The sequence below is a fragment of the Rhodococcus sp. 66b genome (assembly GCF_002076325.1).
Classification (GTDB): Bacteria; Actinomycetota; Actinomycetes; order Mycobacteriales; family Mycobacteriaceae; genus Rhodococcus_F; species Rhodococcus_F erythropolis.
Window position 1 is genome coordinate 213,755 of the sequence record NZ_MUZB01000006.1, and the last position, 22,123, is coordinate 235,877.

General features: G+C 62.0%; 26 protein-coding genes. 15 read left to right on the plus strand and 11 right to left on the minus strand.

Features of this window, described 5'->3' with window-relative positions; genetic code table 11:
* Positions 1 to 54: 54 nt before the first annotated feature.
* Positions 55 to 192: a hypothetical protein gene (locus tag B0E55_RS31680; protein ID WP_021345701.1), complete on the minus strand. Its 138-nt coding sequence runs from the start codon at positions 190 to 192 to the stop codon at positions 55 to 57.
* A 1,420-nt stretch (positions 193 to 1,612) separates the two neighbouring features.
* On the opposite strand from B0E55_RS31680, the gene B0E55_RS13415 reads away from it, so the two are divergent.
* Positions 1,613 to 1,912, plus strand: a complete 300-nt coding sequence (locus B0E55_RS13415) for a DUF4259 domain-containing protein (RefSeq protein WP_223304584.1) — start codon at positions 1,613 to 1,615, stop codon at positions 1,910 to 1,912.
* A 34-nt stretch (positions 1,913 to 1,946) separates the two neighbouring features.
* On the opposite strand, the gene B0E55_RS32170 is transcribed toward B0E55_RS13415, so the two are convergent.
* A complete protein-coding gene (locus tag B0E55_RS32170) occupies positions 1,947 to 2,393 on the minus strand; it encodes a hypothetical protein (RefSeq protein ID WP_241896062.1) in 447 nt (148 codons plus the stop codon).
* 73 nt (positions 2,394 to 2,466) lie between these two features.
* Positions 2,467 to 3,348: an alpha/beta fold hydrolase gene (locus B0E55_RS13425; protein WP_007729964.1), complete on the minus strand. Its 882-nt coding sequence runs from the start codon at positions 3,346 to 3,348 to the stop codon at positions 2,467 to 2,469.
* A gap of 112 nt (positions 3,349 to 3,460) precedes the next feature.
* Between B0E55_RS13425 and B0E55_RS13430 the strand changes: the two genes are divergently transcribed.
* The 3 genes from B0E55_RS13430 to B0E55_RS13440 are packed head-to-tail and all read left to right on the plus strand — an operon-like array spanning position 3,461 to position 5,001.
* Positions 3,461 to 4,105: a TetR/AcrR family transcriptional regulator gene (locus tag B0E55_RS13430; RefSeq protein WP_070795602.1), complete on the plus strand. Its 645-nt coding sequence runs from the start codon at positions 3,461 to 3,463 to the stop codon at positions 4,103 to 4,105.
* Between the two features lie 9 nt (positions 4,106 to 4,114).
* Positions 4,115 to 4,564 carry an FAS1-like dehydratase domain-containing protein gene (locus B0E55_RS13435; protein WP_046379385.1) on the plus strand — a complete coding sequence of 150 codons (450 nt, stop codon included), beginning with the start codon at positions 4,115 to 4,117 and terminating at the stop codon, positions 4,562 to 4,564.
* Positions 4,561 to 5,001 (plus strand): MaoC/PaaZ C-terminal domain-containing protein, encoded by a 441-nt coding sequence (locus B0E55_RS13440; RefSeq protein WP_080909874.1) that lies wholly within the window; start codon positions 4,561 to 4,563, stop codon positions 4,999 to 5,001. Before B0E55_RS13435 ends, B0E55_RS13440 begins: the two co-directional genes overlap by 4 nt.
* 76 nt (positions 5,002 to 5,077) lie before the next feature.
* On the opposite strand, the gene B0E55_RS13445 is transcribed toward B0E55_RS13440, so the two are convergent.
* Positions 5,078 to 5,932 carry a hypothetical protein gene (locus B0E55_RS13445; protein WP_080909875.1) on the minus strand — a complete coding sequence of 285 codons (855 nt, stop codon included), beginning with the start codon at positions 5,930 to 5,932 and terminating at the stop codon, positions 5,078 to 5,080.
* Positions 5,933 to 6,046: 114 nt separating this feature from the next.
* On the opposite strand from B0E55_RS13445, the gene B0E55_RS13450 reads away from it, so the two are divergent.
* The 4 genes from B0E55_RS13450 (at position 6,047) to B0E55_RS13465 (ending at position 10,140) form a co-directional block, all read left to right on the plus strand.
* The gene (locus B0E55_RS13450) at positions 6,047 to 7,108 is read left to right on the plus strand and encodes an NAD(P)/FAD-dependent oxidoreductase (protein WP_080909876.1); all 1,062 of its coding nucleotides are present in this window, start codon (positions 6,047 to 6,049) and stop codon (positions 7,106 to 7,108) included.
* 118 nt (positions 7,109 to 7,226) lie between these two features.
* Complete coding sequence (locus B0E55_RS13455; protein WP_021331853.1) at positions 7,227 to 8,414, plus strand: ATP-binding protein; 1,188 nt, start codon at positions 7,227 to 7,229, stop codon at positions 8,412 to 8,414.
* Positions 8,411 to 9,130 carry a M50 family metallopeptidase gene (locus tag B0E55_RS13460; RefSeq protein ID WP_003940327.1) on the plus strand — a complete coding sequence of 240 codons (720 nt, stop codon included), beginning with the start codon at positions 8,411 to 8,413 and terminating at the stop codon, positions 9,128 to 9,130. The genes B0E55_RS13455 and B0E55_RS13460 overlap by 4 nt, the downstream gene beginning before the upstream one ends.
* 173 nt (positions 9,131 to 9,303) lie before the next feature.
* Complete coding sequence (locus B0E55_RS13465) at positions 9,304 to 10,140, plus strand: SDR family oxidoreductase (protein ID WP_080909877.1); 837 nt, start codon at positions 9,304 to 9,306, stop codon at positions 10,138 to 10,140.
* Between the two features lie 54 nt (positions 10,141 to 10,194).
* Here the strand turns inward: B0E55_RS13465 and B0E55_RS13470 are convergent, their stop codons facing one another.
* Positions 10,195 to 11,202 carry an NAD(P)H-dependent glycerol-3-phosphate dehydrogenase gene (locus tag B0E55_RS13470; protein WP_019745531.1) on the minus strand — a complete coding sequence of 336 codons (1,008 nt, stop codon included), beginning with the start codon at positions 11,200 to 11,202 and terminating at the stop codon, positions 10,195 to 10,197.
* Between the two features lie 97 nt (positions 11,203 to 11,299).
* Positions 11,300 to 12,028: a FadR/GntR family transcriptional regulator gene (locus B0E55_RS13475; RefSeq protein ID WP_020909304.1), complete on the minus strand. Its 729-nt coding sequence runs from the start codon at positions 12,026 to 12,028 to the stop codon at positions 11,300 to 11,302.
* 133 nt (positions 12,029 to 12,161) lie between these two features.
* Here B0E55_RS13475 and B0E55_RS13480 point away from each other — a divergent pair, with 133 nt between their 5' ends.
* The 4 genes from B0E55_RS13480 (at position 12,162) to B0E55_RS13495 (ending at position 15,721) form a co-directional block, all read left to right on the plus strand.
* Positions 12,162 to 13,550, plus strand: coding sequence for a GntP family permease (locus B0E55_RS13480; protein WP_019745529.1), 1,389 nt, complete (start codon positions 12,162 to 12,164; stop codon positions 13,548 to 13,550).
* A gap of 12 nt (positions 13,551 to 13,562) precedes the next feature.
* Positions 13,563 to 14,093: a gluconokinase gene (locus B0E55_RS13485; protein ID WP_020909302.1), complete on the plus strand. Its 531-nt coding sequence runs from the start codon at positions 13,563 to 13,565 to the stop codon at positions 14,091 to 14,093.
* Between the two features lie 75 nt (positions 14,094 to 14,168).
* A complete protein-coding gene (locus tag B0E55_RS13490; protein WP_031333817.1) occupies positions 14,169 to 14,606 on the plus strand; it encodes an SRPBCC family protein in 438 nt (145 codons plus the stop codon).
* A gap of 143 nt (positions 14,607 to 14,749) precedes the next feature.
* Positions 14,750 to 15,721 (plus strand): alpha/beta hydrolase, encoded by a 972-nt coding sequence (locus tag B0E55_RS13495; protein WP_020970961.1) that lies wholly within the window; start codon positions 14,750 to 14,752, stop codon positions 15,719 to 15,721.
* Between the two features lie 8 nt (positions 15,722 to 15,729).
* Here B0E55_RS13495 and B0E55_RS13500 read toward each other — a convergent pair whose 3' ends face one another.
* Genes B0E55_RS13500 through B0E55_RS13510 form a run of 3 tightly spaced genes read right to left on the minus strand, consistent with a single transcriptional unit; the run spans position 15,730 to position 18,004 of the window.
* Positions 15,730 to 16,533 (minus strand): transglutaminase-like domain-containing protein, encoded by an 804-nt coding sequence (locus tag B0E55_RS13500; RefSeq protein WP_020970960.1) that lies wholly within the window; start codon positions 16,531 to 16,533, stop codon positions 15,730 to 15,732.
* Between the two features lie 59 nt (positions 16,534 to 16,592).
* Positions 16,593 to 17,159, minus strand: a complete 567-nt coding sequence (locus tag B0E55_RS13505) for a nucleotidyltransferase family protein (RefSeq protein ID WP_019745523.1) — start codon at positions 17,157 to 17,159, stop codon at positions 16,593 to 16,595.
* 2 nt (positions 17,160 to 17,161) lie between these two features.
* A complete protein-coding gene (locus B0E55_RS13510; RefSeq protein WP_020970959.1) occupies positions 17,162 to 18,004 on the minus strand; it encodes an alpha/beta hydrolase in 843 nt (280 codons plus the stop codon).
* Between the two features lie 146 nt (positions 18,005 to 18,150).
* Here B0E55_RS13510 and B0E55_RS13515 point away from each other — a divergent pair, with 146 nt between their 5' ends.
* Genes B0E55_RS13515 through B0E55_RS13520 form a run of 3 tightly spaced genes read left to right on the plus strand, consistent with a single transcriptional unit; the run spans position 18,151 to position 19,783 of the window.
* A complete protein-coding gene (locus tag B0E55_RS13515; RefSeq protein ID WP_080909878.1) occupies positions 18,151 to 19,260 on the plus strand; it encodes a DUF6670 family protein in 1,110 nt (369 codons plus the stop codon).
* An 18-nt stretch (positions 19,261 to 19,278) separates the two neighbouring features.
* Positions 19,279 to 19,455, plus strand: coding sequence for a hypothetical protein (locus tag B0E55_RS32175; protein ID WP_241896063.1), 177 nt, complete (start codon positions 19,279 to 19,281; stop codon positions 19,453 to 19,455).
* The gene (locus tag B0E55_RS13520; protein ID WP_241896064.1) at positions 19,448 to 19,783 is read left to right on the plus strand and encodes a hypothetical protein; all 336 of its coding nucleotides are present in this window, start codon (positions 19,448 to 19,450) and stop codon (positions 19,781 to 19,783) included. Before B0E55_RS32175 ends, B0E55_RS13520 begins: the two co-directional genes overlap by 8 nt.
* On the opposite strand, the gene B0E55_RS13525 is transcribed toward B0E55_RS13520, so the two are convergent.
* On the minus strand, positions 19,766 to 20,410 hold the full coding sequence (locus tag B0E55_RS13525) for a formylglycine-generating enzyme family protein (protein WP_030243927.1): 645 nt from the start codon (positions 20,408 to 20,410) through the stop codon (positions 19,766 to 19,768). The genes B0E55_RS13520 and B0E55_RS13525 overlap by 18 nt on opposite strands.
* A 26-nt stretch (positions 20,411 to 20,436) precedes the next feature.
* A complete protein-coding gene (locus B0E55_RS13530; RefSeq protein WP_241896065.1) occupies positions 20,437 to 21,957 on the minus strand; it encodes a PucR family transcriptional regulator in 1,521 nt (506 codons plus the stop codon).
* Positions 21,958 to 22,123: the final 166 nt, after the last annotated feature.

Sequence of the window (22,123 nt, forward strand, 5' to 3'; positions counted from 1 at the left end):
CCGAAGAACGGGCCGCGATGGACGCCGCGCTGAAGTGGGACCGAGTGGACTCCTTTAAAGAATGGGGCCGCCGGTGAACAGGTTGACGAGACTCACCGCGAAGAACTGGACGATCGCTATGGCGGTGGCAAACGGGTCGCCCGCATACGTAGCTTGGTTGACCCATTCGTTGAATGCGTTGATCGAACCCATTGTGATTCCTCCTGAGTAGTGATGGCGTGATTGATTGAAACTGGTGGTATGACACTCGACACGAGGGACATCAGTACGGACCCAGTGCAGTTGGGCATATGAGGCCACGAAAGGTCAGTGACGAGCGCCGACGGTACGCTGCGGTTGCGGCCTTCTGCGTTTCGAATGTAGTTCCTCGACTTAGGAATACCGTGAAGGACGGGGCGGATTCGGCTACGCGTATCCCGCGACAGACGACATCGTCAATATTACGATGTCGGCAACAAACGCGACGACCGCACCAATCGGATTCTGGACAATCCACGAAATTACTTCAGTCATGTTCTCGGTCCTTCCTTAGCGTAAGACGCGTGATCGAATACTCGACCAGCTATTGCAGTACCCGGCTCCGTTTGGCGAATTAAGCCTTTGCCGAGGATGATTGGCGCAAACAGATAGATCGCACACCGGGGGCGTTGAATCAACTCGCCCAATCGTTGCACCTCTATGTTCCGGGTTCGATTCGTTACCAATATCTTTCGGAGAAGGGGTGATCAGTCCCATCAGCGATCGGTACCCCGCGTGCGAAACCCTTTTCCGTAAACACCTGCCCAGCAACGTCGTAACGTCAGAAGTGGCAGTTGGCAAAGCTGACCGTCTTCTCGAGATCGTGGCGAGTTTTGCTGGGCAGATGCGACACTACCTTGCGGTTTCGCCGGATCAGTCTTCCTTTCGGAGATCGATGGCTGTTCTTCGTGTGGTTGTTACACAATCGACGGAATCGCTGTTGGGGGTGGCGATGCGCAGCTATTTCCCCTACGAATCTTCAGGAATTGCTTGCGACACCCGTGGATAGGATCCTCGATCTCCACCGAGCGCAATTCCATGTGCCGACAACATCGCAGTACCTCCGACCGGATCGATGCACCCAGAACCAATCGCCGTCACGCACAAAGGGCCAGACGGTTCTGGGAAAGACCCAAGCACTCCTTCAGTTCCCGGCGAACTGTTGCGCCAGTTCGAGTTCACACCTGGTCTAACTGGTCGACGCATAGTGGTGTACCGGTAGCCGAAAGAGTCCTGCCGGTCGGTTAGTGTTGACGGTGAAACACGACGTGGAGGTGGCTGTGAGAATCTGGAACTGGTTGATGCTCAGAATCTCAGCAATCGGCGGGTCGCCGAAGTTTCGGAAGATAGTCGACAGTCCGATTTGGGCGGGCGCCAATGACCGCAAGCTCTGACTGAGCGGGCGGCAGATTCTCCAATTTGCAATTGCCGACCTGAAACTGCGAGCACGCTCACGGCCTGCTGCGACGGGAACGCGACTGTCGACCTGAATTTGTCCGCAATCGATATGGGAGGGCTTGTGGGAGTCTGGGGTCCGGGAAACTTTGACAGTGACACCGTCGCGGATGGGTTGGGGGCCCTGACCGGTCGAATCGTGGACGACATCACTGCCGAGTTCGAAGACGATTCGAGTCTGGAGCCGGATGAATGGGGCGGGGAGATGGTGCCGGCGTGGCTCGAGATCCTCACCGATATTGCCCAGACGAAACGAGTCGGTGTGACCTTTCCATCGACACAAGTGCTGATCGACTGGCGCGATCGATATCTGCGCGTGTGGGATGGCTACATTGACGAACTCGAACCGGACGAGGATCACAAGGTCGCTCGACGTGCAGTGCTCGTCCATACCTTCGAACAGGCGGTCGCCCTCGCAGCCGAGCGCGAACAGGCATAAACCTGGTGCGGCCGCGCTACTGACCATAGATCCGTCAGTACCCCGGTGGAACGACGGTGAACGTGAACCCTCCGGAAGTCATTGCGTTGGCTTCTTCGAACATCGAACAGAGAGCTTCGGCGGCGTCGGTCGCCAATGCTCGGGCAGCGCTGGGGGTTCGACCTCGGGCAGTCACCGCGAGCCCAGGTACGTCCGCATCTGTGATCGTGAGATCGGACTCGTAGTCGGAAGCGCTGCCACCGAGTATCTGCGCGAGTTTTTCAGCAGGAACAGACATGCCGTTGGAGGCTTCCCGATCGCCGATGTACGCATCGCGCGGGGACCCGTCGTAGAGTCCGGTTCGCTTACTACTGAACTGAACTACTGCAGTTTCGGTGAAGGAGATGGTCTTCGTCCACCACAGACCTCCCACTACGACCAAAATGGCGGCGGCAACGGCCACCATTACCTGACCGCGGCGGTCGGAGAGGAATGTTCTCATCTGTCAGTTGTACCGCCTTGGCCGGCTGATTGACCGGCTTCATCACTACCTTGTCGGCGGCTGGTCCGCGAGATCACGTCCGCTTCGCGTCGTCATGATTGCGGACGAACTTCATGAGTCGGGGAATTACCCGATCAGGTATGTGTCCCAGGATTCCGTGGCCGGTTCCGGCATAAATCTCCACTTCGGCTTCAGGTACAAGATCAGCTAACCTCGCGGCCACCTGCTCGGGGTTGGAGACCACCGTCTCGGCGCCGGAGATTACGAGCATTGGAACCGAGATCGACTGCACTTCTGCATCTTTGAGCATTCGTGCCCACCCGACACCGGGCCGGTAGTTCAATGCCTCTGTAACCAAAGCGAACTCGCGATCGCCGATGACGTACCCGGGGGACAGCCAATCGTTGAGCTTGCGAATATTTTTGTCGGTGCGGCGCATACCGGCGCGGATCATCTTCAGCAGCACACGCCACGAGGGCTTGTCGAAGACTCCACCCGGTTCGATTAGGGTCACACTCGCCAGTCGTTCAGGGGCGTGAAGTGCTACTAGAACGGCGTGCCACGCACCATGCGAGTAGCCGACCAGGTGGACGCGATCGACCCCGAGTTCGTTCAATACCTCGCCCACCCAGGTGGCGAAGTCGGATTCCCCGGTCAATGGAGCGGTCTGCACACTGCGGCCTGCAGTACCGATCGTGTCCAGCGCATAAACGACTCGGTCCCGGCACAGGTCCTCGATGACGATGTGCCATTGCAGACAATTGGCGCCGACTGCGTGCAGCAGGACGATCGGCGTCTCCGTGCCGGTCCCCGACCTACGGACATGGGTGGTTCCGAACGATGTCGGCACGTCGAGTTGTGTCGACGGAACCGGCCAGGTGCCCTCCAGTTCTCGGTAGATGCTCTCGTACGCCTGCTTTGATGCTTCGTTCTTGAATCGTCCGATCTTCGGCATGAGCCTCCCTCTCGCTGCATTCAATTTTGATGGTATGATCGTATCACTAATGCGGTACGTGCGTATCATTAACGAGTCAAAGTCATCCATTCGAAAGGGGAAGGACAGCCTCATGCCGCGACTGGTCGACCATGAAGTGAGGCAACGGGAGATCACCGATGCGGTGCGGCGAGTGATTGTCGACGGTGGGCTCGCGGCGGTGACATTTCAGTCCGTTGCTGCCGAGGCTGGGATTTCGGTGCGACTTGTGCAGTACTACTTCGGCACGAAGCGGGAATTCCTTCTCGCGACGCATCAAGCTGTGCGTCAGGATGCGGGTGCTCGCTTGATGCAGGAGTTGTCTGTTCTTGGCGCGGAAGCGACACCCCGCGAGGTTATTTCAGCGTTCCTTGTCGGCATGCTCCCACTCGATCGACAACGTCGGGAGGAAGCGATTGTTCTCGGCGCCTTCCACGCTGCCGCACTGACCGGACAAGGAATCGCCGCCGAGGAAACCCTCACTGCCCCAAGAGAGTTGACAGCGCTCATTTCCGGCCAGCTTCAACGAGTGACCAATCGGGACGCGGTTGCGCCGTCAATGGATCCCGACCTCGACGCCGAGCTCATTCTGGCGGCTGTCGCCGGGCTCGCCCAGGGGATGCTTCCCGGCTACGCCACAGCAGAATTGGCGGTCCAGTTGGTTGAGCGTCTCCTCGATCGCATTCTCGGGCCGACGAGACCTCAGGCCATGAATCAACCCGAAGTCGGCCGCCGTTAGTATTCCGGGATGTCTCCTGTGAACCCAGCGCTCGCCGGCCGGGTGTTTCCCTCGTCTTCGTACCTTGTCGGGCGCGAAAAGATTCGCGAGTTCGCTCTGGCGGTGCGTTCGAGCAATCCCTTGCACCATGATGTCGATGTCGCCAGGGAGGCCGGGTTCGTCGATGTCATCGCGCCGACAACATTCACAACCGTTGTCCAGCAGCGAGCGATCATGGCACTGCTGCGCACGCCGGATACTGGGCTCGATCCGACTCGTGTGGTCCATACTTCCGAGAAGATCGAGCATCAGCGTCCGATAGTCGCCGGCGATGACCTGTCTACGACACTGACGATTACAGGGGTGACAGTGCGAGCAGGCAGTGCGATCCTGTCGACAGTTTCCGAGATCCACGACGTGACCGACGCTTTGGTCGCAACGGTCACCTCGACCCTGCTGGCGCGAGGAGAAGGCGCATGACCGTACCCGTCGTGCCGGTTTTCGAAAACCTCGTCCTTGGTGACATCGTCGCGAAGGTTGATCTGGTCCTCACTCGTGATGACCTAGTTCGCTACGCCGGTGCCTCCGGCGACATGAACCCGATCCATTTCAACGACGCAATCGCTACTGCGGCTGGGCTACCGGGAGTTCTGGCGCACGGAATGCTCACTGCCGGAATTGCTTTGCAGGCCATCGCCGACTGGGTTGGTGACCCGAGCGGTGTGATCTCGTATGAAACTCGCTTTACTCGGCCCGTCGTAGTCGATGCCGTCGATGGTGCTGATCTCTCCATCGCTGCGAAGATCGCGCGGATCGACTCCACAACGCGGACTGTGCGTATCGATGTCACCGTCATGCACAAGGGCCAGACGGTTCTGGGAAAGACCCAAGCGCACCTTCAGTTCCCGGGCGCCTGACAGGATCGCGGGCTGCTACTGGTCACATCGGGACCTACGCATCCGGGCGGGAGATCAACTGCATTGTGGCGCAGCACTACCGGAAAGACACCAACAGCTCGTCCGACGCTTGCATCGGTGCGTATCCGTCGGCGATGACGCGCCGACAGCCGTCGAGTTCGACGGTGAGTAATCGTTCCTCGTTCGTAGGACGGTCCACGTAGATCGTCGACGCCACCTCGGTGGCCACCGCGTCACAGTCGGGAGCGGGTGGAAGTCCGTCGAAGGTTTCTGTCGTAGACGATGTGCCTACGAATTCGGTGGCGGAGAATCGGCAGAAAACGCTGCCCGCCGACAGCGATGCCAGCGCCGCGGTACCTGTTGTGGCTGGTCGGTAGGCCGGCCGGCAATGCGACAGTTCGTAGATCTGGTCGTCGGACAACGCTATTCGGTGTTCGGTACTGCCGACCGGTGTCAGTTCCTTGATGGCGGCCAGGCCACCGGGTTTCGGCAGTCCACACGAATCGGAGGGATACCCCGGCCGAGTTGCTCGACCTCGATCGTCGACCAACCAGAATTGGTCCAGGACAGCCAGGCTGTAGTTGTCACCGCAGCCTTCGGGGAACCAAGTCTTGTGCGCGGACGAGCGGTTCAGCATTTCCACCGCCCGACTGAAATCGCCCTCCCAACGATGAGCAGAGAAGCTGACGGTTCGGTCGGCTGCCACGTTGTCGCTGACAAACGGGTCGCACGTGACTGCGGCGACGGGTACGAAATCGTCTGGAACTGTCGCAGTTGGTGTCGTCTGGAGCGGGCCGATCGGATACGGGGTCGCGCACCCCAGCGTCTCGGCGTCGACTATTGCGGCAACAGGACGGTCGGGGATGGTCACGTGCCAAATGCCGGCAACAGCGAGGATGACGATCACGACTGCGAACCAACGCCAGAGCATGAGCACACCGTATCGGTCCCGATGTGCGCCGAGGCTTAGTCCTCCGTTTACCGCCGAAGTCCTCGCATCCAAATTGAGTGGATCCATGTTGCGGCTCGCAGATATGGTCCACTGGTGACGCATCCGAATGGTCGAAACGACAGTCCGATCCTGGTGATTGGTGCCGGTGTCGTCGGCGCGTCGATCGCGTATCACCTGGCGCGCATTGGTCTCCGAGTCACCGTGCTGGAGCACGGCTCGGTGGCAGGAGGGGTGACCGGCAACTCCTTTGCCTGGGTCGGCCTCTCGAAGAGTGCCGCAGAAACTTACTCAGATCCGTTCCGGCGAGGCGCTGCAGTCGAATTCGACCGCCTGGAGCGCGAACTCGTCGAGCCAATCGGTTTGCGCCGCAGAGGCGCGATCACCTGGGAAGAGACGGAAGCGGAGACTCGAGCGTTCGTAGATGCTCATCGAGCACTCGGCCATCCCGTCGACCTCGTCGGTAAAGAGGAAATCCTTGCTCGTGAGCCGGGATTGCGGACGGCCCCGGTGGTGGCAGCGTACTCGCCTGATGACGGTGGAGTTGACCCGGTTGCGTTCGCTCGATCGCTCCTGCGAGGTGCCGAAGAGTACGGTGCCACAGTGTATTCCGATGTCAGTGCGCTCGGGGTGCTCGCGGAGGGCATGAGAGTGTGCGGAGTAATGACTGCCGACGGTCCTGTCTACGGATCGGCCACCGTGCTCGCTGCGGGTACCGCGATCCCTGGACTCGCGGCGTCGGCGGGAGTCGACGCCGAGATCGACGCCTCCCCGTGTTGCCTCATCAGATTCTCGACGCCCCACCCATTGGTGCACGGAATACTGTCCTCTCCGGATTTCGAGATCCGGCAATTGGACGACACGACACTGATTGCGGCTGAAGATGTTCCGGTCGGGTTCTCCGGAGACGCTCGTGAGCTTGCGGGGCCGACGCTGCACGCGATCCGCAGTCAACTCGAGGACGGTGACCAAGTGGAACTGATCGAGGCGGTAGTCGCTGACCGTCCCATCCCGCGTGGTGGCCGCCCGCTGCTGGGCTTCGCCGAAGGCGTGTCGGGGCTCTATCTGGCCGCGACGCATCCGGCAATCATTCTGGCCGGGGCAATTGGGGCCCACGTGGCCGGGGACTTCGCCCGAGCGTCAAGCCTGGAAGGTTAGACGACGATGCCGGAGCCCGGTTCGACAAGGTCGAGCCGATATTGCGGTTCCTAGTTCTCTCTAGGACACGCGCTAGAGAGCGGGATATTCGTCTATTCGGCTTGTACCGTCGATGGGCATGGACCCCGTGCGCAATCCGTATGCCCCCGGTGCCGGTCAACGCCCGCCGGAACTCGCCGGGCGCGACAAGCAGATCGACGCCTTCGACGTCGTTCTCGAGCGAATTGCGCGTGGCCGCCCGGAACGAAGTGTTGTCCTCACCGGCTTGCGTGGCGTCGGCAAGACCGTCCTGCTCAATCAGTTGCGCTCGGCCGCGATCTCCCGCAGTTGGGGGACCGGCAAGATCGAGGCGCGCCCCGATCAGGATTTACGACGCCCACTCTCGTCAGCGCTCCACATGGCAGTTCGAGAGATCGCGGTCTCCCATCGCGATCCGGAGCGAGTCGAGCAGTTCCTCGGAGTCCTCAAATCGTTTGCCCTACGCGCCACTGCGGACAAGGGAATGCGCGAGCGCTGGCAGCCAGGCATCGATGCACCCGCGATCAAGGGTCGGGCAGACAGCGGCGACATCGAGATCGACCTCGTCGAGTTGCTGCTCGACGCGTCGTCGCTGGCCAGGGATGTCGGCGTCGGGATCGCCATCTTCATCGACGAGATGCAGGACCTCGGTGCCGCGGATGTCTCGGCGATCTGCGGGGCCTGCCACGAGTTGAGTCAGGACGCGGCACCGTTGATCGTCGTCGGGGCGGGGCTTCCGCATCTGCCTGCTGTGCTGTCGGCGTCGAAAAGCTACTCGGAGCGCCTGTTCAGCTACCACCGGATCGATCGGCTCGAGCGGGAAGCTGCAGATCAGGCACTGATTGCGCCTGCTGAGCGTGAGGACGTCGAGTTCACCGAATCTGCGCTCGACGCTCTGTACGAAGCGGCTGACGGGTACCCGTACTTCGTTCAGGCCTACGGAAAGGCCACGTGGGATGTGGCGGCGTCGAGTCCGATCACGTCGGAAGACGTGCGCGTCGGCGCGCCGACGGCTGAGGAAGAACTCGCTGTCGGCTTCTTCGGATCACGGTACGAGCGAGCAACGCCCGCGGAGCGTGAGTACATGCGCGCCATGGCCGATCTCGCCGGTGACGACGGACCCGTCGCAACCGCGAAGATCGCCGTCGAGTTGGGGCGCAAGCCGGCTTCCCTGTCGCCGGCACGCGATGGACTGATCAAGAAGGGACTGATCTATTCGGCAGAACGTGGGTCCATCGGATTCACGGTCCCGCACTTCGGCCGATACCTGCGCGGACAAGCGGAGTGAACGCGCTCGAAACCGCGTGGGATCGGGTGGCGGCGCTCAGTCCCAATCCGCCGGCGTGGGTGGTTCAACTGGCCGCGTTGATCGCCGTGATCATCGTTCTCGAACCACACCTGTGGCGGATCGCCCGCAACGTCGTCACCATCGCACACGAGGGCGCTCATCTGATCGTCGCAGTCCTGGTCGGTCGACGGTTGAAAGGTCTTCGCCTGCATTCGGATACGTCGGGTGTCGCGATTTCGTCGGGCAAACCGACCGGCTTCGGCGTCATTCTGATGACGTTCGCGGGGTACGTCGGACCGTCGATTCTCGGACTCGGCGCGGCCGGGTTGTTGGGCGCGCAGCGTGCGGTCTCGGTGTTGTGGATCGGCGTATTCGTGATCGCGGTGATGATGGTTCTGATCCGAAACCTCTACGGAGTCTTCTCACTTGCCGTGGTGGGAGCCGTGTTGTTCGGACTCGTCTGGTGGGGGACCCAGGAGCAGCAGGTGGCTGCTGCCTACTTCTTGACGCTCTTCCTGCTTTTCGCCGGACCACGCCCAGTCGTGGAGCTTCAACGGCAGCGAATGCGACGAGGCGGGGCACCGGACTCGGACGCCGACCAATTGGCCAGGCTCTCACCGATACCCGCGATCGTCTGGGTCGGTTTGTTTCTGCTCGTGAACGTCGCGGTGCTCGTGCTCGGCGGATGGTGGATCCTGCGCCCGGTGGGTGGCTGACCGCATTGATCAGTTGTCCTGACGGGACAATGGATCAACGATTATTGATGCTCCGCGGCCGTAGTCATCGCGTGAAGGCGCTCATATCGTGGAAGTCGACGAGTGGTCGTGCCGGGACTTCCCGCGGCCACAACCGCAGCGACGAAGACCGTCGACGATGACAAGGATTCGTTTTGGACGACAAGAACTTCCGCGGACGAACCGCGATCATGTCCGGGGGAAGCCGTGGCATCGGACTTGCCATCGCCCGTGCGATCGCGCGCCGCGGCGGAAACATCGTGTTGCTCGCCAAGACCGATACGCCTGACCGCCGGTTGCCCGGAACAATCCACACGGCTGTGGACGAGTTGAACGAGCTTGGGGGTCATGCCGTTCCCGTCGTCGGTGACGTGAGGAACGACGACGACATCACGCACGCCGTCGATGCAGCGGTAGAGCACTTCGGTGGTATCGACATCGTGGTCAACAACGCGAGCGTCCTCGACATTTCGAAAACCGAAGACCTCGCGATGAAGCGATTCGATCTGATGCAGCAGGTCAACGTCCGTGGCACTTTTGCACTCACCCGCGCGTGCCTTCCGTACCTTCGGGTTTCGGCCAACGCGCACGTATTGACGCTGTCGCCGCCGCTCAACTTTTCGCCGCACTGGTTGGGTGCTCATCCGGGCTACATGCTGGCCAAATACGGAATGACATTGGCGGCCTTGGGCATCGCCGCGGAGTATTCAGGTGCATCGATTTCGAGTAATTGCCTGTGGCCGGAGACCATGATCGCCACGGCGGCCGTCGGAAACCTGCTCGGGGGAGACGACAGTATCGATCACTCGCGTTCACCCGAGATCATGGCTGATGCGGCTATCGAGATTCTCGGACGTCCCGCCGGTACGGAAACCGGTCGTACGGTGCTCGACGTCGATGTCCTGCGCGAGGCGGGGATTTCGGACTTCTCGCAGTACGGCGGTCAGTCACCGTTGGCGATCGACATCTTCGTCGACGCTCCAATTCCGTGATCTCGGGCGATCTACAGGTATCTAGCCAAATCGCTAGATACCTGTAGATCTTCCTCACGCCACCTCGTGCTCGCCGCCCGGGGCAACCTTCTGAAGTCCGCGATATGCGTCGCTGGCACTTTGGCGACCACCGATGACGGCCTCGACCTCCGCGGCAATCGGCATGTCGACTCCGTATTCGCGAGCCAGATCCATGACGGTAGGGGCAGTTTTTACTCCCTCGGCGACCTGGCCGAGCTTGGCGACCGCCTCCTCGACGGTCAATCCCTGCGCCAGAGCTTCGCCGACGCGACGGTTGCGAGAAGTCGGAGCCATGCAGGTGGCGATCAAATCGCCGACGCCCGTCAAGCCGGCAAAGGTGCGCGGGTTGGCGCCCATCGCTTCACCGAGTCGGGTCATTTCGGCGAGACCGCGCGCGAGCACCATCGCACGAGTGTTGTCCCCGACTCCCAGGCCGTCGGCCATGCCCGAGGCGATGGCAACGATGTTCTTGAGGATGCCGCCGAGTTCACAGCCGAGCACGTCGGTGTTGCGGTAGACGCGGAAGACCGACGACGCGAACAGGGGTTGCAGCGCGGCGGCGACGCGATCGTCCTGGGTGGCCACGACCGATGCCGCGGCCATGCCGTCGACGATCTCCTTGGCGATGTTGGGGCCCGCGAGCAGTCCGACGGGATGGCCGGGCAGGCACTCGGCGATCACTTCGGTGGGGCGCTGCCGGGTGCCGGGCTCGAGGCCCTTGGACAGTGACAACACCGGGACCCACGCCCGAACCTCGTTGGCGATCTCGGCGAGGGTGGCGCGAACGGCGTGCGAAGGCACCCCACATACGAGTACGTCCGCTTCACGAGCGGCTTCGACCAGATCCGAGGTTGCCTTGAGTCCCTTGGGAAGTTTGCGCTCACCAAGGTATTTGGAGTTGGTCCGTTGCGAATTGATCTCGTCGGCCGCTTCGGAATTTCGTGCCCACAGCAGTGTGGGAGTGTTGCGGGCAGCGAGGCCGGCCACCGTGGTTCCCCACGATCCGGCACCGAGGACGACGACGCGTACCGGGCGGGCCATCAGAGTGCGCTGTTCTGGGTAGCGAGTGCTGTCATGGCGCCAAGCGTTCCACTTGCGGAGCAGTTGCGGGCCAATTCCGGCGAGTCTGTGGCTCGACTTACAGATGAGGCGGCGGTTCGGGGCTTTCGCGCATTGTTTCGACCGCTTCTGCGGATTCCGCGACGATCGAGCGCATCGCGGTTTCTGCAGCGTCGGCGTCGCCGGACTGAATGGCTGATGCGACCACTCCGTGCAGGTGAATCGCTTCGGGGTCGGCCTCGTGGGGCATCAAGGAGTGGCGTGTGCGGCCTTCGAGTATCTCGACGACGATCTGCGACATCGCCCGCAGCATCGGGTTACCGGAGGCGGCGAGCAGGGTGCGGTGGAAGTCGGAGTCATGGCCGAGATAGGCACCGGTATCGGCAGCGCGAGAGGTAGCTGACATGCCGATGACGGCTGCGGTCAGAGCGCCGCACTGCTCGGGTGTTGCGCGAGTTGCGGCCAGTCGCGCCGCCAGGGGTTCGATACCGGAACGGAGTTCACTCAGGATCGAAAGCTGCTCGAACCGATCAGGACCGGCCAGTTGCCAGCGGATGACATTGGGGTCGAGCGAGTTCCAGTGTTCGGAGCCCAGGATGGTGATTCCGACGCGTCGACGAACCGAAGCCAATCCGAGAGATTCGAGAACGCGGACAACTTCGCGGATGACGGTTCGCGACACGTCGTAGCGCGTTGCCACCTCGTCGGCGGAGATCGTGGTTCCCGGGGCGAGAACGCCACCGACTATGTCTTGGCCGAGCTGTTCCAGCATCGAGTCGTGTAACTGCTGAAACGGGACAGAAGGCATACGTAGATCGTCCCATGCGTATGGAGTAAGCCCGGTGCAAGGCGAATAAATACTACAAATTAGTGTCTGCTCTTGAAATTGTAGGTTAATTAAGGAACAGTGACCTCAATCACTCATCGGACTGGGAGTCCCTATGAACACCACAGCATTGCTGGCGGCCGAGGTCGTCCCCGCTGGTAGCGACGCACGATTGATCATCGCTGCAGTCGCCGGCGTCGCGGTCATCATCGCGCTGATCACCTGGCTCGACCTGCATCCCTTCCTCGCGCTGTCCATCGGCGCGGTAGGTGTCGGTCTGGCGGCCGGCCTCGGTTCGGCAGAGTCGGTTGCAGCATTCGCCACCGGTTTCGGATCGACCATGGGAAGCGTCGGAATCCTGATCGGTTTCGGCGCGATGTTCGGCAAACTCCTCGCCGATTCCGGTGGTGCCGACCGAATCGTCGACACACTGGTCGGCCGCTCCAGCACCAAGGCACTCCCGTGGACCATGGCTCTGGTCGGCGCTGTCATCGGTCTGCCGATGTTCTTCGAGATCGGTCTCGTTCTGTTGATGCCGGTCATCATCCTCGTCGCGCGGCGATCCGGATTGTCCCTGATGCGCATCGCGATCCCCACCCTCGCCGGCCTCTCGGCCATGCACGGGTTGGTTCCCCCGCACCCAGGGCCGCTGGTTGCAGTCTCGGCATTGAACGCAAACCTCGGCCTCACGCTCGCGCTCGGTGTCCTCGTCGCGATCCCCACTGTTGTTCTCGCCGGTCCGGTCTTCAGCAAGTACGCAGCGCGGTGGGTCGACGTGAAGGTTCCGGATCTCTTTGTCACAGGCGAAGATCGAGGTGAAGAAGAGAAGCAGCAGCGCCCTTCGTTCGCGGCGACTCTCGCAGCGATCCTCCTCCCGGTCGTTCTCATGCTGGGCAAGGCATTCGCCGACGTGATCGCACCCGATTCCGAGGCACTCCCCAAATCCGTCCTCGACTTCCTCGGAACACCCGTTGTGGCTTTGGGTCTCGCGGTTCTGGTTGGAATGGTGCTGCTGGGTCGCGGCGGCGGAATGGACCGCAAGGCCATCTCGAAGTCACTCGAGAGTTCCCTACCTCCCATCGCAGGCATCTTGTTGATCGTCGGCGCCGGTGGCGGTTTCAAGCAGGTCCTGATCGACACCGGTATCGCCGGAGTGATCGCCGACGCGATCAAGGGCAGCAGCCTTCCCGTGCTGTTCCTGGCCTGGCTGGTAGCGGTATTGATCCGCGTCGCAACGGGTTCGGCAACGGTGGCAACGGTGACGGCGTCGGGCATCCTCGCTCCGGTTGCGGCCGACCTCTCGTCCGCACATGTCTCGCTGATGGTCTTGGCGATCGGCGCAGGCTCGCTCTTCCTCTCGCACGTCAACGACGCCGGATTCTGGTTGGTGAAGGAGTATCTGGGCGTCAGCGTGGTACAGAACCTCAAGACCTGGACCGTGATGGAATGCATCATCTCGGTATCGGGCCTGGCCGGAGTGCTCGTCTTGAGCGCATTCATCTAGGTAGGCGAGCACATGAACAGCGAAGCGGCACAGCAGAAGCAGTATCCCGTGCTCGTCCTGATGGGTGTCTCGGGTTCGGGAAAGTCGACGGTCGGGGGCATGCTCGCCGGAGCGATGGGCTGGGACCTTCAAGAAGGCGACGATCTGCACCCGCAGGCGAACATCGACAAGATGGCGACCGGGCATCCGCTGAACGACGACGATCGCTGGCCCTGGCTCGACAAGATCGCCGTCTGGATCAAGAGCCATACCGACGCCGGTCAGCCGGGCATCGTCACGTGTTCGGCACTCAAGCGCAGCTACCGCGACGTCCTTCGCGGTGAGCACGTCGTATTCGTGCACCTCGCCGGTTCGCGGGATCAGATCGGCCAGCGATTGACCGCCCGCCTCGATCACTACATGCCCGCCTCGCTCCTCGACTCCCAGATCTCGACACTCGAGGCAGTCGACCCGGACGAGCAAGCCATTGTCGTCGACGTGGGCGGGAGTCCCGCCAAGATCGCGGAGGAGATCCTGCGACGGGTGGAGACGTTCGAGTACTGAGCATGCCAGGCGTGTAAGCACCCGAGGTTCGGGTTACGGTGCATGGGTGACTGCTGCTGCTCAGACGGCCTGATCGTGACCGACTTCGACTTCCACAGCGTCTGGACGCTCCAGGCCTCTGCCGACCGCGTCTACGCCGTTCTCGCGGACGCCGAGCGGTATTCGCAGTGGTGGCCTCAGATACGCCGAGTCCGGGCGACCGACGAGCACTCGGGCTCCATGGCCATCCGCAGCGCTGTCCCTCTGACGCTGCTGGTCTTCGGGCGACGCGAGGTCGAAGACCCCGTTGCCCGACGTCTGCAAGTGCGCCTCTCCGGGGCAATGACCGGGTGGAGTAGCTGGGTGGTACGCCCCGCTGAATCTGGCTGCGTCGCCGACTTTCGGCAACAAGTAGCGGTGTTCGGAGCGCTCGGTCTGGCCTCGAAGATCGCGAAGCCGGTATTCGAGTGGAATCATGAAGCGATGATGCGTGGCGGGCACCGCGGACTCTCCGCGTATCTCTCCCGGCCGTGATTGCGAGCCGAACTTGCACATACTCGAGTAATTCATGCCTACCCGTCGTGTCGTTTTGACGCAGCGTCAGTTATCGTTCACAACAGCAGTCGACAAGTATGTGTAACTCACATGCACAAAACGTCTTGACCTGGGAGGACGCTATGCGGACGCGAGATTCGACGGTATGGCATTGGAACGTGAGTCCCCGAGCGCGGGTTATCTTCTGTCTGACCAGGACGTTCGTGAAGCCGATGTTCACCCTCTGGCCGACCACCGAACGCGGCATCCGCCAACTCGAGCGACTCGACGCGATGGCGGACAAACTGCCGAAGCCGAAGAACCTCGACATCGAGCCTTTCACGCTTGGTGGTGTGCCAAGCGAGAAGGTGCAGCATCCACGCAAAGCGCAGGGCGAGTTGGCCGGAGCCACGATCCTCTACTTCCACGGCGGGGGATTCGTCTTCTGCGGTCTGGCAACGCACCGAGCACTGTGCGGTTTGCTCTCGGCGAAGGCCGGAGTGCCGGTGATCTCCGTGCGCTACCGTCAGCTGCCGGAAGGTTCCATCGGCACCTCCGTCAAGGATGCGATGGCCGCGTACACTGCGTTGCTCGAGACAGCGGAAGACCCGAACAAGATTGTGCTTGCCGGTGATTCGGCGGGCGGTTACCTGGCCATGAAGGTCGCCGAAATTGCCGCACTGCGCGGAATCACGCGGCCCGCTGCCGTGGTGGGATATTCCCCTCTTCTCAACGTGAACCTCGAGGACCACGATCCCGATTTCATGAAACGCGATGCCTACCTACCGATGTCACAGGTCGAAAAGCTCAAGGACCGGTGGCTGGAGGGTCCGGACGAGATTCCTGGTGCGCAGTCTCCGATCAACGCCGACGCCAGTCTGATTCCGCCGTCGTTCCTGGTGGCCGCCGAATACGAACTGATGCGTCCGGACGTCGAGATCATGACCGAAAACCTGATCAAGGCAGGACAAGCCGTCGAAACGCACATCTGGAGTGGGCAGATCCATGCTTTCCCGGTGATCGGCAAAGCTCTTCGGGAGGGTAAGGCGATCGTTGATCTCACGGTCAAGTTCCTCGAGCGAACGATGGCCTCGCAGAACCAGATCAGCGCCTGAGGTGTTTGTCAGCCGATCGACGTGAGTGTTGCGTAGTCGTCGTTGTCGAGAACGCCCTCGACGACTGCGCGAACTTCCGAGGCATGCAACGTGATCGAACCGCCGTGGTTGTCGAGGAAGGCGGTATCCGCGGCGTCTCGCCCGGTCGAGATCCGCACAAGATTGCTGCGCGGCGCCAATTGCGTTGCGTCGACAACGCGCCACACGTTGTCGATACTGGCTTCGACGACGGCGTGAAAATCCATCGGATCGCAGCCCGGCGCGTAGACGGCCACCAGGCGAGCGGGAATCCCCACCGCGCGTAGCAGCGAGATGGTCAGGTGCGAGTAGTCGCGGCACACTCCGGCGCCGGCCAGCAAGGTGTCTACCGCACTGTCGGTGCCACGGCTGGTGCCCGGGACATAACTCAAATGTGTACTCACCCAGCGCGTGACTTCGAGGAGGAGTTCGGCCGGGGGAGTGGCGAGATCGAATTGCCCGGCGACAAAACCGAAGAACTTGTCGGCCTCGGCATAGCGACTGGGGCGCAGATATTTCGACACGTCGTAGTCGCCGACCGACGCCGGTTCTGCGCGGCCGATGACGGTTGCGTCGTAGCTGACGATCAGTTTGCCTGGGGCGCAGTCGAGTAGGTGAATCCGGGTGCCGTGTTCGGCGATGACCTCACGGGGTTCGATCGGATTGCCGTCATGGACGAACGACATCGTTTCCAGCAGTTCGACACCCGGCGCGCGCGTCACCGCGATCTTGAACTCCAGGTTGGTCGCCTCGTCGATCTCGATGTCGAGCAGGGCGGCGACGGTACGTTTCATCGGATCATCTTTACACCGAATTCGGACACCCACCACCTGGGAGGATTGTGACAGTGCGATCAGGCTTCGGGATAGTCGACGTCGACGCCGCTGCTGAGGTCACTGCACTCCACCAACTCCACGCCGTGTTCGCGTAGATAGGTGTTGGCGCCGCCGTCCCCGGTGAGTGACTCTGCAAGCGTCGGCCAATGGTCGCGTCCGATCAGGACAGGATGGCCGGGCCTTCCGTGAAAGACAGCTCTTCGCAGTATGTTTCGTGATGGGATGCCCTGACCCGCGATTCGCGTCACGGTGTCGGTGTTCAGGTCCGGGACGTCGACCAGGGAGATCGCTGCCGCCTCGGCACCCTCGATCTGCATGGCTGCCTCGAGTCCGCAGCGTAGTGATGCGCTCATTCCCCGTTCCCAATCCGATTTCACCACAATGACATCGGTGGTGGGCAGCAGTTCGACGGCGTCCTCGGCCTGTGCGCCGAGAACCACGATGACCGGTGAGAGTCCGGCGGACTGCAGCGTCGCCACCCCGTGGCGAAGCCAAGGCTGGCCGTCCGTGCCCGTAACGAGAGCTTTCGGTTTGCCCATGCGGGATCCGGCCCCGGCAGCCAGCAGGATCCCGCACGTCGACATGATTATGCTCCGGTGACCCGCGGGCGCAGCCACTCGATCAGATCGTTCAGAACCTCTTCCTGCTCAGGCTCATTGAAGATCTCGTGATACAAGCCGTCGTACACCTTCAAGGTGACGTCCGAAGAACCGGCCAACTCTGCTACGAGCTTGCTGCCGGCGGGGTCCGTCAATCGGTCGTCCGAGCCGTGTTGAAGCAGTACGGGAATGGTGAGCGATGGCAGGCGCGCCGGGAAGCCTTCCGCGGCGGTGATCATGCCGCGCGCAATTCCGGCAGGAACCTTGCCGTGGTGAACCAGCGGGTCGGCGTTGTACTTGTCGACAACCTTCTGATCACGCGATACGGCAGCCGCTTCCAGGTTCTCGACAGGCACGTCGGGGAGGTACTTGCCGACGATCTTGCCCAGCTGCATCACGATCTTCGGAGTGCCGGTTGCGATGATCACAGCAGGTCCGGACAGGGCGAGTGCTTTGAGATCGGCCTGATGGTCGAGGGCATAAGAAAGTGCGATTGCGCCTCCCATGCTGTGGCCGAGCAGGAACTTGTCCTTACCGGGATGTGCCGCCGTCACGATCGAGAACAACGTGTGGACGTCGTCGGTGAAGTCGGAGAATTCCTTCAGGTGAACGCGCTTGCCGCCAGAGCGTCCGTGTCCGCGATGGTCGGGTGCGTACACGATGAGCCCGAGTTCGCCGAGCCGCGCAGCAACATGGTCGTAGCGCCTCGCGTGTTCGCCGAGTCCGTGGCACAGGACAAGAACCCCGGTGGGTTCGCGGTCCGGTGTCCACACGTCGTAGACGATCTTGGTGCCGGCTACTCCGGTGAACGACGACTCTTCGTGCTGCATTGTTGCGCCCTCTCTGCGACCGGTTCCGGTACGCGGATTCTCACATGCTATTCGCCCCGTGGGCAGGGCGCGGGTGTTCAGGGTGTGAGGTCGTCGAGGAAACTTCGACACTTGTTTGTTACGGCTGGTTACATTAACTTAGGGGCGTGACCGGACAAACCGTTGATCGTTCCGACCCTGTTCCAGCCACCCGCTCGCGCCGATTGTGGCGACCCGCGGTTCGGGCCTTGCTGGACGGCGCACTACCGCTGATCGACAAGCGAATGGCGGAATCGGTACGCCCGTTCGATCGGCCCGAGATGATGCGTCCGCACCTGGCTTCGCGGAAGTTCGCGTGGACGCACTACGGGATCTTCGTTCCCCGACTGCCAGGGCCTTTCCGTTACCTCAACACCATGACGTTGATCGGTGCAACCGGGACGGTGGTGTTCGACAACGACTATCTCGCTGCACCCGACGCGCGAAACACCGCAACCGTGCTGAGTTCTACCGCAGCGCCGGGGCATCACTTCTATCGGGCGTACGACGCGGCCGATGAGTGTGCGTTCGAAGAAGATGGTTCGCGAATCGCCTTCGGTGACAACCTGATCATCGACAACAGCTATCCGAAGTTCCATGTCACCGGACGATACGACTCTTTCGACGTCGATCTCGAGATCGTGGCAACAGATCAAGCGTCGTGGTTCGTGCGCAATCCCGTTTACGACCACGTCAGTCTGCTGGCGCAGTGTTCCGGAACGATCTCGAGTCCGGATGGCCCGGTGAGCATTTCGGCTCCGTGCACCGTCGAATACGCGCGGTGCATGACACCGCAATCGTTGACCCGCCGCGCCCTTCCCGAGTCCTGGAAGCTCCCGGCCGATTTCTTCACCTACCAGATCGTTCAGCTCGACGACCGGCATCAATTGTTGCTCACCGATGTTCGAGCTTCAGGGGTTACGGCGTGCAAGCTCGCCTACATTCGGACGGTGGACGGCAGCGCAAGAGTCTTCGACGATGTGGTGTTCGACGTACTCGAGTACGCTGACACATTGCATGTCGACCCGCAGGGACGTGAGATGCGTGTGCCGCGCGTACTGCGTTGGCAGGTACGCGATTACGGCAGGGCGATTGTCGAGTTCGAGGCCGAGATCGACTCGGAGTGGCGCTATGGCCACGGTAAGGGATACGTCGGCGCGTACACCTACCGGGGGAGTTTCGACGGTGCGTCGATCAACGGCACCGGTTACATCGAATGGGTGGACTGCGAAGTGTAAGGCACCTAGTGTGTATCGGTGCCTTTCGTAGACCCCGCCTCGCTGACGACTCGTCCGCAGAAGATCCTTGTCGCGGGGACCTCGGGCGCCGGAAAGACGACTCTCGCCGGTCGAATCAGGCAGCTTCTCGGGATCGAACACACCGAGTTGGACTCGCTGTTCCACGGGCCCGACTGGGTACGGCGCGGTGCGTGAGCTTCTGGCCGAGCGTGCGGACCTGATGCTGTGGTTGGATCTGCCTCGGCGGACGGTGATGCGCCAGGTGATCACACGAACCGTGCGTCGGCGATTGCAGCGAGAGGTGTTGTGGAATCGCAACATGGAGCCGCCACTGCACACCATTCTGTTCGATCCGGATCATGTGGTGCGCTGGGCCTGGCGAAGCGACGGACGCAACGTCGGGCGTATGGCCACGGTCCTTGTCGATGTGCCGTCGTTGCCGATAGTTCGGCTGCGCAGTCGAGAAGAGATCGAGGCTGTGCTCGAAGTCCTCGGCCGTCTGCCCTCAGATCGTCTGAGCTAGGCGAAATCCCAAGTCATCGATAGCAAACGTCGGGTGGCTTCGCCTCCGTACGGTAGCGCCGCAACCGCGCTCACTTTCGGCCCAACTGCCGCCGCGGAAGATCCGGTACGTGCCGTAAACCTCGGGGTCGTAGAGATCCCAGCACCATTCCCAGACATTGCCGATCATGTCGTACAGGCCCCAGTTGTTGGGTGCCTTCATCCCGACGTCATGTGCTCGTCCTTCTGAATTGTCGCTGTACCAGGCAATCTCGTCGATTTCGCCGTAGCGGTAGCCGGAGGTGCCGGCTTTGCACGCGTACTGCCACTCGGCCTCGGTGGCGAGTCGGTAGCCGGTTGCCGCCCGGTCCCACCGGGGAGACTCGGTGTCGATGTCGTGATACGCGGGCGACAGACCGTCCGCGACTGACAGTGTGTTGCAGGTTGCGATGACGTCTTTCCACGAGAGGTCGACCGCGGGTTTGCTCGGATCGTCCGCCGAATCTCCGTGAAGCAGTGCCCTGGTGGTGAGATGGCGAGCGAGGCGGAATGATTCGACTTTCGAGGTCCACGCAGTGCCTTTGCGATCGTCTCTGAGATGCACCTCGCCGGCAGGGATCTCGATCATCAATTCCGCTGCTCCGGTCATTCGTTCATCATCGCAGAGGTTGTCGCTCACCCGGGGAGACGCTCGAACGCAGCTTGTGGGTCAAGGCCGGTACGCATGCGCCATGCGGTCAGTGCAAGCCCGAGACACACCACCTGCGCCGGATCGTCGAGGGAAACTCCCATCAGCTTCTCGATACGAGTGAGCCGTGCATAGAGCGACTGGCGCCGAATGCCGAGGAAATCCGCGGTTCTCACCTTGCCGCCCCGATGTGCGAGGTACGCGTCGAGTGTCCGGACGAGGTCGGCGGAATGTGCTGTGTCGTAAGCGATCAGCGAACCGAGTTGCTCCGTGACGAACGAGGACAAGGAAGCGGGTGTCGTGCCGGCGGCGAGCAGTCGCTGGACGCCGACGTCCCTCGCGAGGATCACTCCGGTCCGGGTGCCGAAACGCCGCGCGATCTGGACGACTTCGCGAGCTTGCGCGACCGCCGCCCCGACGCCCGACAGATCCTCGACCGGCGTCGCCACTCCGAGCGTGCGTACCGCGGAACCACCCGGCCCGCGGCGTAGCAGCTCGTCGGCTTCGGTGAAAGCAGTCCGCACTCGAGCGGGGGATGCGGACGCCCACCCATGCGCGAGCACGATGACGTGATTGGCCGCAGTCCCGACGACACAGGAGCCGAGCACGGCCCGCACGGCGTCGCGTACTTGGTCAGCGAGCTCTCGAACCGGCGTTTGCCGATCGATGTCGACAGCGGCGACGAGGACGTGGTGCCCCTCCGACAACGGCGTCCACCCGGCCGCTGTCAGTCGCTCGGACAAGTCGCCGTGCGATGTGAGCACACCGCCCACCACGTCGGTGATCACCGATTGGGCGAGTGACTGTCTTGGGCCGAGATCGCCGTGACGGCCGAGTTCCAGAGCCACCGCGACGGCGGCGCAGTTTGCGACGGCGGTTCGGCGTGTAGTTGCGGGCCCGCACAGGACAAGTCGACCGAGTGAGTTCGTCGGACCGCGTACGTCGTGGATCGTGCGTTCGGTCTCGGATCGCTCTGCGCCGGTTGTGCTGCGCTCGACGGTTCTGCCATCCGCGTCGAGGAGATCGACGCCGCACCCCGCGAGTCGTGACACCTTGTCGAGCAGCGCGGTCATACCCTGGCCTGCCACGACGAGACTCAGAAGTTCTTGCCAGACAGGCTCGCCCGCCTGTGCCGAACCGAGAGTGCGGCGGAGCATGAGGTCGTGAAAGTCTTCGACCATCCGCTCGAAGGGCACTACTGCGTGCAGGGCCAAGAACGCGAGCCCGCGTCGGCGCGATGCTTCGACGAGTTCGGGAGGGGCCGTGAGGAACGAGCGGCCGACCTCCATCGCGAGCGCGACGCATCCCGCGTCCGCCAACTGGTCGATGTAGGCGGTGAGCTGCTCGGGAGATCGCCCGTGCAGACCGAGGCCCGTGGTCAGGAGGACCTCACCTCCGGACAGCAGCCCACCCATCTCGTACACCTCGGACGAATGGACCCAGCGGACCACCGCGGTATCGACGTCGCCCGCGAGCACCTCGATTGCGGCGGCCTTGAACGAGGGCATCGCAAGAACTTGTCGCAGAGTCGGGAGCATTTCTATATCGTCCGCCGAGGGGGCACTTCGTCATAGAGCTAGTTCTGCCGAACTGACAGGTTGTCCCTTGTCGGGCTGTTACCACCATGGTCGGATTGTGACACGAGCCACAATCGACGATTTTGGTCAGACTCCA